10 protein-coding genes are annotated in these 15,933 nt (G+C 66.8%); all 10 read left to right on the plus strand.

What is annotated here, in order from left to right; genetic code table 11:
* The first annotated feature begins 21 nt into the window (after positions 1-21).
* Entirely contained in the window at positions 22-390 is a 369-nt protein-coding gene (rpsL, locus tag MRBLMI12_RS13280; protein WP_018171438.1) for a 30S ribosomal protein S12, read from the plus strand.
* Positions 391-395: 5 nt separating this feature from the next.
* Positions 396-866 carry a 30S ribosomal protein S7 gene (gene rpsG / locus MRBLMI12_RS13285; RefSeq protein WP_055962856.1) on the plus strand — a complete coding sequence of 157 codons (471 nt, stop codon included), beginning with the start codon at positions 396-398 and terminating at the stop codon, positions 864-866.
* An 80-nt stretch (positions 867-946) separates the two neighbouring features.
* Positions 947-3,061, plus strand: coding sequence for an elongation factor G (gene fusA / locus MRBLMI12_RS13290; protein ID WP_349426345.1), 2,115 nt, complete (start codon positions 947-949; stop codon positions 3,059-3,061).
* A 159-nt stretch (positions 3,062-3,220) separates the two neighbouring features.
* Positions 3,221-4,414, plus strand: a complete 1,194-nt coding sequence (gene tuf, locus MRBLMI12_RS13295) for an elongation factor Tu (protein WP_308867838.1) — start codon at positions 3,221-3,223, stop codon at positions 4,412-4,414.
* A gap of 500 nt (positions 4,415-4,914) precedes the next feature.
* On the plus strand, positions 4,915-5,799 hold the full coding sequence (locus MRBLMI12_RS13300) for a hypothetical protein (protein ID WP_363356925.1): 885 nt from the start codon (positions 4,915-4,917) through the stop codon (positions 5,797-5,799).
* A gap of 122 nt (positions 5,800-5,921) precedes the next feature.
* Positions 5,922-6,140, plus strand: a complete 219-nt coding sequence (locus MRBLMI12_RS13305) for a hypothetical protein (protein WP_363356926.1) — start codon at positions 5,922-5,924, stop codon at positions 6,138-6,140.
* Between the two features lie 299 nt (positions 6,141-6,439).
* Positions 6,440-12,430, plus strand: coding sequence for a SpaA isopeptide-forming pilin-related protein (locus tag MRBLMI12_RS13310; protein WP_363356927.1), 5,991 nt, complete (start codon positions 6,440-6,442; stop codon positions 12,428-12,430).
* A gap of 456 nt (positions 12,431-12,886) precedes the next feature.
* Entirely contained in the window at positions 12,887-14,497 is a 1,611-nt protein-coding gene (locus MRBLMI12_RS13315; protein ID WP_363356928.1) for a hypothetical protein, read from the plus strand.
* 455 nt (positions 14,498-14,952) lie between these two features.
* On the plus strand, positions 14,953-15,261 hold the full coding sequence (gene rpsJ, locus MRBLMI12_RS13320; RefSeq protein WP_106816553.1) for a 30S ribosomal protein S10: 309 nt from the start codon (positions 14,953-14,955) through the stop codon (positions 15,259-15,261).
* A gap of 8 nt (positions 15,262-15,269) precedes the next feature.
* Complete coding sequence (gene rplC, locus MRBLMI12_RS13325; protein ID WP_194414507.1) at positions 15,270-15,929, plus strand: 50S ribosomal protein L3; 660 nt, start codon at positions 15,270-15,272, stop codon at positions 15,927-15,929.
* Positions 15,930-15,933: the final 4 nt, after the last annotated feature.

A 15,933-nucleotide genomic window follows, 5' to 3' on the forward strand; every position in this document is an offset into this window, starting at 1 on the left:
GCAGCACAACAAGGAGAGAACGTGCCAACCATTCAGCAGTTGGTTCGCAAGGGTCGCTCGCCCAAGGTCTCGAAGACCAAGGCGCCGGCGCTCAAGGCGAACCCGCAGCAGGCCGGTGTCTGCACCCGTGTGTACACCACCACCCCGAAGAAGCCGAACTCGGCGATGCGCAAGGTCGCCCGTGTGAAGCTCCGCAACGGCACCGAGGTCACCGCGTACATCCCCGGTGAGGGCCACAACCTGCAGGAGCACTCGCTCGTGCTCGTCCGCGGCGGCCGTGTGAAGGACCTCCCCGGTGTCCGCTACAAGATCGTCCGCGGTGCACTCGACACCCAGGCAGTCAAGAACCGTAAGCAGGCTCGCAGCCGCTACGGCGCGAAGAAGGGCTAAGCAAGATGCCTCGTAAGGGACCCGCCCCGAAGCGCCCCGTCGTCAACGACCCGGTATACGGCGCACCCATCGTCAGCCAGCTGGTGAACAAGATCCTCGTCGACGGCAAGAAGTCGATCGCCGAGTCGATCGTGTACACCGCCCTCAAGGGTGTCGAGGCGAAGAACGGTCAGGACGCCGTCGCCACGCTCAAGAAGGCGCTCGACAACGTGCGCCCCACCCTCGAGGTCAAGAGCCGCCGCGTCGGCGGCTCGACCTACCAGGTGCCGGTCGAGGTCAAGCCTCACCGCGCCAACACGCTCGCGCTCCGCTGGCTCGTGAGCTACGCGAAGGGTCGTCGTGAGAAGACGATGACCGAGCGCCTCCAGAACGAGATCCTGGACGCGTCGAACGGCCTGGGCGCCGCGGTCAAGCGCCGCGAGGACACCCACAAGATGGCCGAGTCGAACCGCGCCTTCGCGCACTACCGCTGGTAAGCCGCTTCCTGCCGCTCCCGTGTCATCCACGGGAGCGGCGGGACCGCGACATCCGTCACCACAAGTAAGGACAGACCCCCGTGGCACAAGAAGTGCTCACCGACCTCAACAAGGTCCGCAACATCGGCATCATGGCGCACATCGATGCCGGCAAGACGACGACGACCGAGCGCATCCTGTTCTACACGGGCGTCAACCACAAGATCGGCGAGACGCACGACGGCGCTGCCACCACCGACTGGATGGAGCAGGAGCAGGAGCGCGGCATCACGATCACGTCGGCCGCCGTCACCTGCTTCTGGGACAAGAACCAGATCAACATCATCGACACCCCCGGCCACGTGGACTTCACGGTCGAGGTCGAGCGGTCGCTGCGCGTCCTCGACGGCGCCGTCGCCGTCTTCGACGGCAAGGAGGGCGTCGAGCCCCAGTCCGAGACGGTGTGGCGTCAGGCCGACAAGTACGACGTGCCCCGCATCTGCTTCGTCAACAAGATGGACAAGCTGGGCGCCGACTTCTACTTCACGGTCGACACCATCGTCAACCGCCTGAAGGCCAAGCCGCTCGTGATCCAGCTGCCCATCGGCGCGGAGAACGACTTCGTGGGCGTCATCGACCTCGTCGAGATGCGCGCGCTGGTCTGGCCCGGCGACGCCAAGGGCGACGTGACCATGGGCGCCAAGTACGAGATCCAGGAGATCCCGGCCGAGCTCGCCGACAAGGCTGCCGAGTACCGCGAGAAGCTGCTCGAGACGGTCGCCGAGTCCGACGAGCACCTGCTCGAGAAGTACTTCGGCGGCGAGGGCCTCACGGTCGCCGAGATCAAGGGCGCCATCCGCAAGCTCACCATCGCCTCGGAGCTCTACCCCGTGCTCTGCGGCTCGGCGTTCAAGAACCGCGGCGTGCAGCCGATGCTCGACGCCGTCGTGGACTACCTCCCCTCGCCCCTCGACGTCCCCGCCATCGAGGCGAAGGACCCGAAGAACGAAGAGGTCATCATCGAGCGTCACGCCGACCGTGACGAGCCGTTCGCGGCGCTCGCGTTCAAGATCGTGACGCACCCGTTCTTCGGTCGCCTCACCTACATCCGCGTGTACTCGGGCCACCTCGACTCCGGCGCCCAGGTCGTCAACGCGACCAAGGGCAAGAAGGAGCGCATCGGGAAGATCTTCCAGATGCACGCCAACAAGGAGATGCCGGTCGACTCGGTCACCGCCGGTCACATCTACGCCGTCATCGGCCTCAAGGACACCACCACCGGTGACACGCTGTCCGACAGCGCCAACCAGGTCGTCCTCGAGTCGATGACCTTCCCCGAGCCGGTCATCGAGGTCGCGATCGAGCCCAAGACGAAGGCCGACCAGGAGAAGCTGGGTCTCGCGATCCAGAAGCTCGCCGAGGAGGACCCGACGTTCCGCGTCGAGCAGAACTCCGAGACCGGTCAGACCGTCATCAAGGGCATGGGCGAGCTGCACCTCGACATCCTGGTCGACCGCATGAAGCGCGAGTTCAAGGTCGAGGCCAACGTCGGCAAGCCGCAGGTGGCGTACCGCGAGACGATCCGCAAGGTCGTCGAGCGTCACGACTACACGCACAAGAAGCAGACCGGTGGTTCGGGTCAGTTCGCGAAGATCCAGTTCGCGCTCGAGCCGCTCGAGGTCACGGCCGACAAGACGTACGAGTTCGAGAACAAGGTCACCGGTGGCCGCATCCCGCGCGAGTACATCGAGCCGACCAACCAGGGCTTCCAGGACGCCATGAACATCGGCGTGCTCGCCGGCTACCCCATGGTGGGCGTCAAGGCGATCCTCACGGACGGCGCGTCGCACGACGTCGACTCGTCCGAGATGGCGTTCAAGATCGCCGGCTCGATGGGCTTCAAGGAGGCCGTCCGCAAGGCGAACCCCGTCATCCTCGAGCCGCTCATGGCGGTCGAGGTGCGTACTCCCGAGGAGTACATGGGCGACGTCATCGGCGACCTCAACTCGCGTCGTGGCCAGATCCAGTCGATGGAGGACGCACAGGGCGTCAAGGTCGTCCGCGCACTGGTCCCGCTGTCCGAGATGTTCGGCTACATCGGCGACCTGCGCTCGAAGACCTCGGGCCGCGCCGTGTACTCGATGGAGTTCGACAGCTACGCCGAGGTTCCCCGCGCCGTGGCCGACGAGATCATCCAGAAGGTCAAGGGCGAGTAACCCTTTTCCCCCGGGATGCCTCGGTGACGAGGCATCCCGGGGGCACAACTTCACACAGAATCAACAGAACCGTCTCCACTAAGGTGGAGATATCCCCGTAGACGACCGGTCGCAAACCAGTGCCCGGAAGTTCTACACGACCGTCCTGAGGAGGACCCAGTGGCTAAGGCCAAGTTCGAGCGGACCAAGCCGCACGTGAACATCGGAACGATCGGTCACGTCGACCACGGCAAGACCACGCTCACCGCAGCGATCTCGAAGGTGCTCGCCGACACCTACCCGTCGGCCACCAACGTGCAGCGCGACTTCGCGTCCATCGACTCCGCTCCCGAGGAGCGTCAGCGCGGTATCACGATCAACATCTCGCACGTCGAGTACGAGACCCCGAAGCGTCACTACGCTCACGTCGACGCCCCGGGTCACGCCGACTACATCAAGAACATGATCACCGGTGCTGCTCAGATGGACGGCGCGATCCTCGTGGTCGCCGCCACCGACGGCCCGATGGCGCAGACGCGCGAGCACGTGCTGCTCGCCAAGCAGGTCGGCGTCCCCTACCTGCTCGTCGCGCTGAACAAGTCCGACATGGTCGACGACGAGGAGATCCTGGAGCTCGTCGAGCTCGAGGTTCGCGAGCTGCTGTCGTCGCAGGACTTCGACGGTGACAACGCTCCGGTCGTGCGCGTCTCGGGCCTCAAGGCTCTCGAGGGCGACGCCGAGTGGACCGCGAAGATCCTCGAGCTCATGGAGGCGGTCGACGAGTCGATCCCCGACCCGGTGCGCGACAAGGACAAGCCGTTCCTGATGCCGATCGAGGACGTCTTCACGATCACCGGTCGTGGCACGGTCGTCACGGGCCGCGCCGAGCGCGGTACCCTCGCGATCAACTCCGAGGTCGAGATCGTGGGTCTGCGCCCGACGCAGAAGACGATCGTCACCGGTATCGAGATGTTCCACAAGCAGCTCGACGAGGCATGGGCCGGCGAGAACTGTGGTCTGCTCCTGCGCGGCACCAAGCGTGACGACGTCGAGCGCGGCCAGGTCGTCGTGAAGCCCGGTTCGGTCACCCCGCACACCAACTTCGAGGGCACGGCGTACATCCTGTCCAAGGAGGAGGGCGGCCGTCACAACCCGTTCTTCACGAACTACCGTCCGCAGTTCTACTTCCGCACCACCGACGTCACCGGCGTCATCACGCTGCCCGAGGGCACCGAGATGGTCATGCCCGGCGACACCACCGACATGACGGTCGAGCTGATCCAGCCGATCGCCATGGAGGAGGGCCTCGGCTACGCGATCCGTGAGGGTGGCCGCACCGTCGGCGCCGGCACGGTCACGAAGATCATCAAGTAAGGTTCTTCGCGCGATCTCCAGAGGGGGTCGGACCCGCAAGGGTCCGGCCCCCTCTTTCGTCGTCCCCGGCCTCCTCGTCCTGCGTTCGCGACCGTGCCCCTGCGTTCGCGACCGTGTCCCTCTCGTCGCTACCGTGTCCCTCCCGTCGCGACCGTGTCCCTCCCGTCGCGACCGTGTCCCTCCCGTCGCGACCGTGCCCATCCCGTCGCGACCGTGCCCGGGCATGCTCGACGCAGAAAGGGCATGCTCGACGCAGAATGGGCATGCTCGACGCAGAACGGGCATGCTCGACGCAGAAAGGGCATGGTCGACGGGGAGCGCGGAGGCTCCTGCACAGGGAACGTGGAGACGAAGGTGGGCGGGTGGAGTGCACGGATGCCGCGACTTATGCCCATCGCGGGGAGCAGGGTCGCCACAGTGGGAGCATGTCGCGAAGGAGCCGGACGGTCCGAGTGGTGCCGCGCCATACGCGGGGCCCTGGTGAGCCTGCCTTCGACGGGATGCCGCTAGAGGACCACACGCGGCTGCGACCCGGCGCCTACGTCCGGACGTCGGAGTGGGACGCGGTGTTCGCCGAGGAGCGGCTGCGAGCCCGGGCACGCGCGGTCGCGGGACGCGTGACCGCGCCGGGATCGGCCTTCTGCCGAATGACGGCCGCCGCCTGCCACCGGCTTCCCGTGTACCGGTGGCGCTCCGACCGCGTGGACATGGTCTGCGCGCGGCCGCATACCCGACGCAACGGGCGGGACGTTCTGCGGCACCAGGAACCGCTTCCTGAGCAGGACGTCGTCCTGATCGACGGCATTCGCGTGACCTCGCTCGATCGCACGGTCTACGACGTCATCCGCACGGCGTCGATGGAGACCGCGCTCGTCGTGTATGACGCTGCGCTCCGAAAGCTCGCCTGGAACGAGGCCACGCGGTCTTACGACGGTGCCAAGGCGGCGGAGTTTCGCGCGCTCGTCGGCGCTCGGATCATCCGAGGCGCCGGTGCCCGCGGCATCCGTCGAGCGCGCTTCCTCGCTGCGATCGCCGACGGGCGTGCGCAACTTCCGGGGGAGACGATCACGCGGCTATGGATGCGACAGCTCGGCGTGCCCGAGCCAGAGCTTCAGTACCGCATCGACTTCCCGGACGGCACGTTCGCCCTGCTCGACCTCGCCTGGCCGGCCCTCGGGCGGTGGGTGGAGTTCGATGGCGCGTTCAAGCTCACCGACGAGGACGTGATGGGTGGGCGCACCGCAGCGGAGGTCAGTGCCGATCAGCAGAAGCGCGAAGACCGCGTGCGTCGGTTGACAGGATGGCGGTGCGATCGCCACGGATTCGAACGGATGCCGAGCATCGACGCATTCGCGGACTACCTGCGTTCGATCGGGCTGCTGTGAGCCGCAGTCGCGGGCCGCGGCGCCGGGCTCAGATCATGCACTGCGGCCGGGGTTTCGCCGCGGCATCCGTTCCCGTCACAATTGGCCTAACGCCTCGCCGGGGGGCGGCCGAAGGAGTGAGCATGGGCGGTTTCGACGACCTCGTCAACCAGGGCAAGGACCTCTACGCGCAGAACAAGGACAAGATCGGCGAGTTCCTGAAGTCCGAGCAGGCCGAGGACATCAGCGACAAGGTGCTGGACGGCGCCTCGGGCATCGCGAAGAAGGTCGTGCCGGAGGAGCACCACGACACCGTGGACGACATCCGTGGGAACGTCGACGGAGCGGTCGGCAACCAGTAGAACCATCTGCGATAAGGACGGCCCGGGGGACCCCGGGCCGTTTTCCATTTCTCGGAGTTATTACGCGACTTTCGGCAATCGTTACCTTGTCGCTATCGCCCGAATCGGATATTCCTCGGGTACTTGACGCGCGCAGGTACTCGGCATACGTTGACGGCGGGAACACGTTTCGGCTCGTGTTTGGGGAAACGCCGAACCTCTTGGGGATCTTGGGGAACGTCGCTTTAATCCACGGCCGTTACGTGCTGGGAGGGGCCTCTTCTGGGGCGCCCTGTGTCGTGACGACCAAGGGTGAAGTGATGTTCAGTCGTACTTTTGCGCGCGCCTCGAATGAGGGACTGCGCCGCCGCATGCGTCAAGAGCGGACTCAGGAGCGCAAGATCGCGCTCCAGAGACGCTGGTATGTGGGAGGGCTCGCGGCTGTCGTCGCGAGCTCGCTCGTGTTCTCGGGGATGTCCCCGGCCACCGCCGAGGAGGTGACCCCCACCGATCCCGCCGCCACCAGTGAGGCGACGACCACCGACACCGCATCGACGGATGCCGAGACCCCGCCGCCTGCGGAAGAGACGGCCGCTGATGAACCCGCAGCCGAACCTGCGGCGCCGCCGGCTGAGGAGCCGGCCGCTCCTGAGGCGAGCGTTCCGGAGGCGGACGCGCCGGAGGTTGACGCGCCGTTCTCGGCACTGGCTGCACCGCTCGCCGACGCGGAGATCGCCCCGATGGCGCTGCTGGCCTGTGACGGCTGGCCCGTCGCAGGGTCGCCCGTCGCGGGCTTCGAGATCGACGGCAACATGTGCCTCGACGGCGACGGATCCCTGGACTGGGCGACCGTGGGTGGCCAGCCGGTCCGGATGGACGGTTTCGACGATTCCACGGCGTTCACCCAAGGCGCGAAGGAGAGCAACTGGCCGTGGAGCGCCGCCCAGATCGGCGGAACAGCCTCGTCCGGCAAGACAGACATCGGGAACGTGTACGCGTACACGCAGACCGTCGCGGGACATGTCTACGCCTACCTCGGCTTCGAGCGCCAGGTGAACACAGGCTCGGTCTCGTATCACGTCGAACTCAACCAGGCTGCCAACGCGTTCGGGCCGGTACCGACCCGCACCGTCGGGGACCTGCGCCTCACGATCGAGCAGAACGGCAACAACACGATCGCTCTGGTGGGTGCCGACGTCTGGGATGGTGACAGCTGGAATCCCCTCGGAACGCTCGCAGGATTCGTCGGTCAGGTGAACCAGGGGCCCATCAACCGGATCTCAGGGACGGACGAACTCGAGACCGGCACCTTCGCTGAGGCGGCGATCGACCTGACAACGCTCTTCGGAGAGGACGGTTGCAGCGGCAACTACGGCGTGCTCAACGTCCGATCCAGCGCTTCTCCAGAAGAGACCTCGTCGCTCGAAGACTGGATCAGCCCGATCGCACTGAACGTGCCGTCGACCTGTGCGACGCTGACGATCCTCAAGACCGGCGTGAACGGCACCCCGCTCGCGGGCGCCGAGTTCTCGATCAGCCCGAACCCCACGACGGGCACGGGCTCGACGACCGGCACCACCGACGCGAACGGCAAGATCGTCTTCAACGGCAACGTGCTGCCGGGCGTCTACACGGTGACCGAGACGAAGGCTCCGACCGGCTACCTCCTGCCGACGTCCGACAACCCGCAGCAGGTCACCCTCGGTGACGCGGAGTCGAAGACGCTGACGTTCGTAGACCCGCTCGGCACGGTGACGTGGCTCAAGCACGACGGCGCCGGCAACCTGCTGGGCGGCGCGACCTTCCAGGTCGTCGCCGACACCGGCGGCGTCGCCGCGGGCGCAGCGAGCTTCCCGCGGACCGTCGTCGACAACGGCACGAACGATACCGACCCGGCTCCGGGTGTGATCAAGGTGGTGAATGTCCCGATCGGCACCTACACGGTGACCGAGACGGCGGCCCCCACCGGCTATGTGCTCGACACGACCCCGCAGAATTTCGCCATCAGCCAGCAGACGCCCAACGCCACGCTCACCAACCCGTTCGTGAACATCCCGTTCGCGACGGTGACGCTCAGCAAGACCTGGGTCAACTCGTTCACGGGCGACACGGCCGACCTCTCCATCGGGGGAGCCGCCACGGCGAACGGCACCTCGACGGCACCGACCAACGGTCAGGTCGTCCAGGTCTCGGTCGCACCGGGCTCGGCACTGACGCTCGCCGAGGTTCTTCCCGACGCCAACACCGGCGAGTACTCGTCGACCCTCGCGTGTGTCGGGGCGACCGTCTCGAACAACACGGGAACCGGCGGCTCGATCACGGTGCCCGCGTACCCGGCTTCGGCTGCGGGCGTGCAGTGCACGTTCACGAACACCGCCATCCAGAAGACAGTCACGTTGCAGAAGCACTGGCTCGACGCTCTTGAGGGCGACGAGGCCGAGCTGCACGCAGGCCCGGCGACGGCGACTTCCACGGCGAACGGCAGCCCCGACCAGCTCGACCTGGTGAACATCGCGCAGACCTCGGTCCGCGTCGGTGACACAGTGGCGCTGAGCGAGATCCTGAGCGGTGTCGCCAGCTATGGCTCGACCTACTCCTGCACGTCGGGTCAGACGACCGGCGACGGCAGCGGGACGTCCTTCACGCTGACGGTGCCGAATGCCAACGTCACCTGTACCTTCACCAACACGGCCGACCGCGCGACCGTCACCCTGAACAAGCAGTGGGTCAACGCCTTCCAGGGCGACGAGGCCGACCTGTCGATCACGGGTGCCGCGACGGACACGGCGACTTCGGTCGCGACCGGCGGTGACAGCACCGACAACACCAACGCGGCATCTGTGGATGTTCGCGTGGGTGAGAAGGTCACACTCTCGGAGAGCCTGCCCGGTGAGAACACGGGTCAGTACACCTCGACCTGGTTCTGTTCGGACGGCTCGCAGGGCCAGGGCGGCAGCATCCCCGAGATCACGGTCGACGAGGATCTCGACTGCACCATCGTGAACACCGCCGACGAGATCATCATCACGCTCGACAAGCGCTGGATCGACGCCTTCGCGGGCGACGTCGCGTCGCTGTCGATCAACGGGACGGAAGCCGACTCCACGGCGAACGGCACGACGAACCAGCTCGACGATGACGTGGTCACCCTCACGGTGCGCGTCGGCGACGAGGTCAACATCCACGAGACGCTCGACAGCGCCGTCAACACCGGTGAGTACGACAGCACCTATGCGTGCTCGACGGTCGCGAACGGCGTCGGGCAGGGACGCGACTTCGACTTCGTGGCCCCTGACTCGGATGTGAACTGCACCTTCACGAACACGGCCGTGAAGGTCGGCGTCGTGCTGCACAAGGAGTGGGTCGGCGCCGTTCTCGGTGACGAGACGACGCTCGCGGTGACGCCTGAATCCGGTCCGATCCTGACCAAGCTGTCGAAGGTCATCGGGACGGGCACGTTCATCGACAACACCAACACCGTGATCGTCCAGGCGCGCATCGGCGCCGTGCTGCCGATGAACGAGACGATCTCGCTCTCCGCCCTCGGTCAGTACGACTCCACCTACAACTGCGTCGGCGGCGGACAGGCTTCGGGCACCGGCATCGGCCGGAGCTTCGAGCTGACCGTGACCGGCCCGGGCATCCTGTGCTACTTCGTCAACCAGGCGAAGACGGCCACGGTTCACCTTCAGAAGACGTGGGTGAACGGTCAGGAGGGCGACTCCGCCGATCTGACCATTTCCGGCGTCCCGGCGACCGAAGACATCTCGGTGTCGAACGGTGACGTCGGTCCGTGGACCGACACCGACAACGCGATCCAGAAGCAGGCGCTGATCGGCTCCCAGGTGACGGTCAGCGAGGTGCTCGACGTGGTCGCGGGCGAGGCTTCCGACTACACCAGCTCGCTGGTCTGCCTCAATGCCGACGACGAGACCGTGCTCGCCGCGAGCGCAAGGTCGGGCACGTTCACCATGCCGAACGAGAGCATCTGGTGTGAGTTCACCAACACGGCCGAGCGTCCGACGCTCTCGCTCGTGAAGGTCGTGAACGGCGCCGACGTTGCGGACACCAACTGGCAGCTCTTCGGAACTCCGGAAGACGGTGACGTCGTCACCAACCCGGCCGGCGGCGATGTCGCTCCGACCGCGGTGCTGCCCGGTGTGCAGTTCGGTCTCTCGGAGGACCTGATCGGCGACATCCCCGGACTCGACGAGTTCGAGCCCGAGGAGTGGTCGTGCGTGTCTGACGACGACGGCACGATCGGGCTGACGGACAGCGAGCCGGGCGCGGCGACGCTGCGCGGCCTCGACAAGGGTGAGCACGTGGTGTGCACGATCGTGAACAGCCACGTCGACCAGGGCTTCACGGTCGACAAGAACGTCGTCGAATCGGTGCAGAACGAGGACGGGGCGTGGACGGTGACCTACGAGATCACCGTGCACAACAACAGCGTCCTGGTACCGATCACGTACGACCTGACCGACACGCTCGACACTCCGACCGACGGCGTCACGTACACGGGCGCGTCGTGGACCGGCCCGACGAGCGGCACGTGGGTGCTGCCGAGCCTGACCGCTCAGCTGGCCGACGACCAGGTAGCCGCTCCGAGCAACGGAGCGAACGACCCGGTCTACACCGTATCGGTCGACGTCGAGGTGACTGCCGTCCCGGAGACCCCTGAGCCGTGTGATGCGGAAGAGCCGGACGGCATCGGCATCGTCAACACGGCGTACCTGACCGTCGGCGAGGTCACCGAAGACGACAGTGCCTGTGGCACGGTCCACTACGACGACGTCTCGATCGAGAAGACGGCGACGAACCTGCCGGAGGCTCCGGAAGGCGAGGAGCCGTGGGCCGAGGTCGGTGACACGTTCGACTACGTCCTCACCGTCACCAACAACGGAACCCGCGATGCGGAGGACGTCGTGGTGACCGATCCGGTGCCCGAGCGCCTCGAGGTGACGAACATCGACCTGCCTGAGGGCTGGACGAACGACAACGCGCCCGAGCTGGTCGACGGCGACAACGTCGTCAGACTCAGCATCCCGACACTGGGAGCGGGCGAGTCGGTCGACATCACGATCACGGTCGAGTTCCTCGCCCCTGACTACCCGGAGGGAGCGGAAGAGCCGCCCACACCGATCGACGAGCTCGTCAACGAGGCCTGTGTCGCAGCCCTCTCCGACGAGGACCCGACGAACGACTGCGACGAGGTGGAGATCCCGGTCCGCGAGATCACGGCGCTGGTCTACACGAGCTGCATCGGCGACGCCCCGCTGCTGGGCTGGACGATCTCGAAGTCCGGCACGCTGCTGGACTACCCGATCGACTTCCTGTGGACGCCTGACAGCCTGGAGCCGACCACGGAGCCCCAGGAAGTGGCGATCACCCACCCGGGTGGCGACACGACATGGAGCGATGAGATCCCCTGGGTCGGAACGGCGTTCACGCCCTCCGGAGTCTCGATCGACTACCCGGGATGGCGGCCGATCGTGGCGAGCGACATCGTGCCCGGATCGAATCCCGCGCAGTACTACCTGCCGGGGACGACCGACGTGATGACGCCGGAGGAGCAGGCGGAGTTCGTGTTCAACGGCCTCATCCTCGACCCGAGTGAGCTGGACTACTCGTGGCGCCTCGGATCGACGGTGACGTTCAGTGTCAACCCGACGCTCGAGTTCGCCGTCGAGTACCCGGAGGCGACTCCTGAGTGCTCCGTGGCCCGCCACTCGGACGTCCAGATCGAGAAGACGGCGAGCGTCGAGAAGACGGACCCGGGTGCGTCCTTCACCTACACCCTCGCGGTGCAGAACGTGAGCGACGACGCGGCCGCCGAATCGGTCGTGGTCACGGACGCCATCCCCGCCGACATCAAGATCACGGACGTGACCTGGGCCGGCAAGGGTGACGACGCGGTGTTCCCGAACTGGCAGACCTGTGAGGTCACCGGTCAGGACAGCGCGGGCTACGGCGGATCGCTCGAGTGCGTGCTCTTCGGGCCGCTGCAGCCTCAGGGGGCGAACGAAGGCGCTTCGGCGGCTCCGACCATCACCCTTGCGGCGACGGTGAACCCGGCATCCAAGAGCAGCTCGATCACCAACGTGGCAGTCGTCGACTACCACACCTTCGGCGACCCGGACGACGCGGGCCGTGACTCCGACGACGCCACCGTGCTGCTGTCGGCGCTCCCGGCCACGGGTGGGGAACTGCCGCCGCTGCTGGTCATCATGGGCCTGTTCGCTCTGCTCGGAGGCACGACGATGCTGATCATCGCCCGCCGCCGCCGCGGAGAGGTCAAGGCGACCGTCTGACGTGAGAGAGGGCGGGACCGCCCCAAGGCCCGCTCTCTCCCACCCACTTCCGACCTGCTCTGACGGGCCGGAAGCCCGAGCCCCTCGCACCCCGAACGCGAGGGGCTCGAGCGCGTCTGCGGCACGCGCAACGGGCGCCGATTCGCGCATTCGGCCGGGGAGCGATAGCCTGCACGAACGGCGGTTCTCCGCCTGTCCCTGGTCCTTGGGAAGGACCTGGAAACCGGATCCCAACCGGCCACAACTGTGCGGGGTCTGACGCCCGTACCCCGGTCGGGTGGATGGTGCGCCCCCGCGCATCGGAGGAACGCGGCACCCCCGTGCCGCCGCAGTATCGACGTGCCCCCCACGTCGCTGGGATGTACGGCACGCCTCGGTGGTGTGCCGATGGGATGAACGGTGCGCTTCGGTGCACCGCTGGGACGGCGCAGTGCGCCGAAAAACGGGAGGATCACTGTGTCTGCAGTGCGCAAGCGAACATTGAGAGCTTTAGCTGGGGCCCTGGTCGCCGCCGCCCTCGTGGTGGCACCGCTGGTGACCGCCGGAGCATCGGCAGGCGAGCCGGTGCTCAAGGGTGAGGTCGGAGTCCTCCAGCCGTGGAGCTCGGACACCAACAAGACGTCCTACTGGGAGAAGCTCTACGCCGCCCACAAGGCCGTCTGCTACAAGTCCGAGGGCAACACCTCGCACGGCAAGATCACTGACGGCGGCAAGACAGTGACGCTGAAGCCGTTCGACCCGGATTGGCCCGGCGACCACTGGGAGCTGCTCGTCATCAAGGGCGGCGACGTTTCGAACAACGTCATCGAACACCCTAAGGCAGGCGTCGCCTACGCCTCGCCGCTGAACAAGGCCGGCAAGCAGTCCGACGTCTCGCACTGGATCGTCTGCAAGGGCACCACGCCCGAGACGCCCCCGGCGACGGTCATCCCGGCGCTCGACTGGGATCCCGCGACCTGCGACACGGCGGGGGTTCTCCGCAAGAACGGGGACGTGATCTGGACCTCGGTCACGAACAACGACGGAACGACGACGTGGACGGCCGCGCCGAAGACCGGAACGGTCTTCCCGCCAGACGCGCGCGTGACGTGGACCGTTCCGGACCTCGCCCAGCTCGCCGCCGACAGCGACGAATGCCGACCGGACCAGCCGGAGCCCGAGGTGTCGAGCACCCCGCGCGAGGTCAAGAACTGCGCCAGCACCAGTGTGACGGTGGAGACGACCACGGTAACCACTCCCTACGTGTGGAACGGCACCGCCTGGGTGCTCGGCACGTCGTCGGAGACGGTTGAGACGACGAACCGCCCGATGACCGCCGCAGAGAAGAAGGACTGCCCGCTGCCCGAGACACCGCCGACGACCACCGAGTGGGCGGACGGCGAGTGGGCATGCGGTGACACGACAGTCACTCAGACTCGCGAGGTGACCACGACGACCTACGCCTACGACGACGAGGGAACTGCCGTCCCGACTGTCACGAAGAACACCGAGACGCAGCCGCGCCCCCTCACAGAGGCCGAGATCGACGAGAACTGCCCGCTCGCTCCCGGTGACATCGACTCGGTCTGCGTGGGCGACGTGCCCTACCTCGGCTACGCGGTGACGCTGCCCGAGGGCTTCGAGGCGGACAGCGAGACCCCCGTCACGATCACGTTCGTGAACCCGGATGGCGAGGACTACGTCGTCGAGAACCAGCCGCTGAGCGGCGAGCTGCTGTGGCCGGGTGCCTCGGCGACCGCGCCCAAGATGTGGCCGGGCTGGGAGCTCGTGAACGGCGAGTACGTCCAGACTGACGGCAACTTCGCGTGGACCCGCGCCGGCGTCACCGTCCGCTTCGAGGTCAACCCGTCGTACTCGACCGAGGTCCAGTACCCCGAGGCATCCGCAGAGTGCGCCAACCCGCCGGTCGGCGGGGGCACCCCGGCGTCGACCGACACCGAGGCGCTGGCCGTGACCGGTGGCGGCGTCAGCCCGATCGTCGTCGCAGCGGGCGGCGCGGCACTGTTCGCCGGCATCGCCGTCGTGGCGATCGCGGCCTACCGTCGCCGTCACGCGAGCATGCAGTAACCACCGACTCATCGGTGGAGAAGGGGCGGTCGCGCACAGCGCGGCCGCCCCTTCTGCTGTGGTCAGCGGCACCCCGCCGGCGCCCCGTCTGGGAAACGGCCGAGCATACCCGCGCCGCGACACGCCCGAGTTTGCGACACGCCCGGGCTGCACGTAGACTAGTGAGGTTCCACATTCCGACGCCCCTCTTGGCGTGCGTCGGATCACTGCCAGGGCAGTGCATAGGCAAGCGCAACGCGCTGGGTCCTAGGCCGCGGGCAGCAGAACCACCACATCTCGAATCCACCCACTGCGGAGCCATGCTTCGCGCGCGGGCGGAGAACGGATACCGGGAGCAGCGCTTCGGCGCGACACCCGGATTGACAGCAGAACAGCGGTGCGCAAGTGCCAGGCGCAAAGCGCCACGTGCGTCCAATGCCACTGGGGTATGACGCGAGAAAGAGAGTGAGCAGACAATGGCGGGACAGAAGATCCGCATTCGCCTGAAGTCGTACGACCACGAGGTCATCGACTCGTCGGCACGCAAGATCGTCGACACCGTGACCCGTGCGGGCGCGACGGTCGTGGGCCCCGTGCCCCTTCCCACGGAGAAGAACGTGATCGCCGTGATCCGTTCTCCCCACAAGTACAAGGACAGCCGCGAGCACTTCGAGATGCGCACCCACAAGCGTCTGATCGACATCGTCGACCCGACGCCGAAGGCTGTCGACTCGCTCATGCGTCTCGACCTCCCGGCCGATGTCAACATCGAGATCAAGCTCTGAGGTTCGACATGGCTGACATCAACAACAAGGTTTCCAAGGGCCTGCTGGGCACCAAGCTCGGCATGACCCAGGTGTGGGACGAGAACGGCAAGCTCGTTCCCGTCACCGTCATCGAGATCGCGCCGAACGTGGTCACCCAGGTCCGCACGCCCGAGAAGGACGGCTACAAGGCCGTTCAGATCGCGTACGGCCAGATCGACCCCCGCAAGGTGAACCAGCCCCTGACGGCCCACTTCGAGGCCGCGGGTGTCACCCCGCGCCGTCACCTCACCGAGGTCCGCACCGCGGACGCTGCTGACTACTCACTCGGTCAGGAGCTCACGGTGGACGGCACGTTCGAGGCCGGCCAGCTGGTCGACGTCGTCGGCACCAGCAAGGGCAAGGGCACCGCGGGTGTCATGAAGCGCCACAACTTCAAGGGCGTCTCCGCTTCGCACGGTGCGCACCGCAACCACCGCAAGCCCGGTTCGATCGGCGCCTCGTCGACCCCGAGCCGCGTCTTCAAGGGCATGCGCATGGCCGGCCGTATGGGTGGCGAGCGCGTGACCGTCCTCAACCTCAAGGTGCACGCCGTCGACGCCGAGAAGGGTCTGCTGCTCGTCAAGGGCGCCGTCCCCGGCGCGCGTGGCCGCATCGTCTACGTCCGCAACGCAGTGAAGGGTGCCTGATCAC

Source organism: Microbacterium sp. LMI12-1-1.1, from assembly GCF_040676455.1.
Taxonomy (GTDB): Bacteria; Actinomycetota; Actinomycetes; order Actinomycetales; family Microbacteriaceae; genus Microbacterium.

Coding starts and splice junctions, on each gene's coding strand:
- rplC (WP_194414507.1), top strand. CDS start 15,270: ATGGCTGACATCAACAACAAGGTTTCCAAGGGCCTGCTGGGCACCAAG.
- MRBLMI12_RS13305 (WP_363356926.1), top strand. CDS start 5,922: ATGGGCGGTTTCGACGACCTCGTCAACCAGGGCAAGGACCTCTACGCG.
- rpsJ (WP_106816553.1), top strand. CDS start 14,953: ATGGCGGGACAGAAGATCCGCATTCGCCTGAAGTCGTACGACCACGAG.
- MRBLMI12_RS13310 (WP_363356927.1), top strand. CDS start 6,440: ATGTTCAGTCGTACTTTTGCGCGCGCCTCGAATGAGGGACTGCGCCGC.
- rpsG (WP_055962856.1), top strand. CDS start 396: ATGCCTCGTAAGGGACCCGCCCCGAAGCGCCCCGTCGTCAACGACCCG.
- MRBLMI12_RS13300 (WP_363356925.1), top strand. CDS start 4,915: ATGCCGCTAGAGGACCACACGCGGCTGCGACCCGGCGCCTACGTCCGG.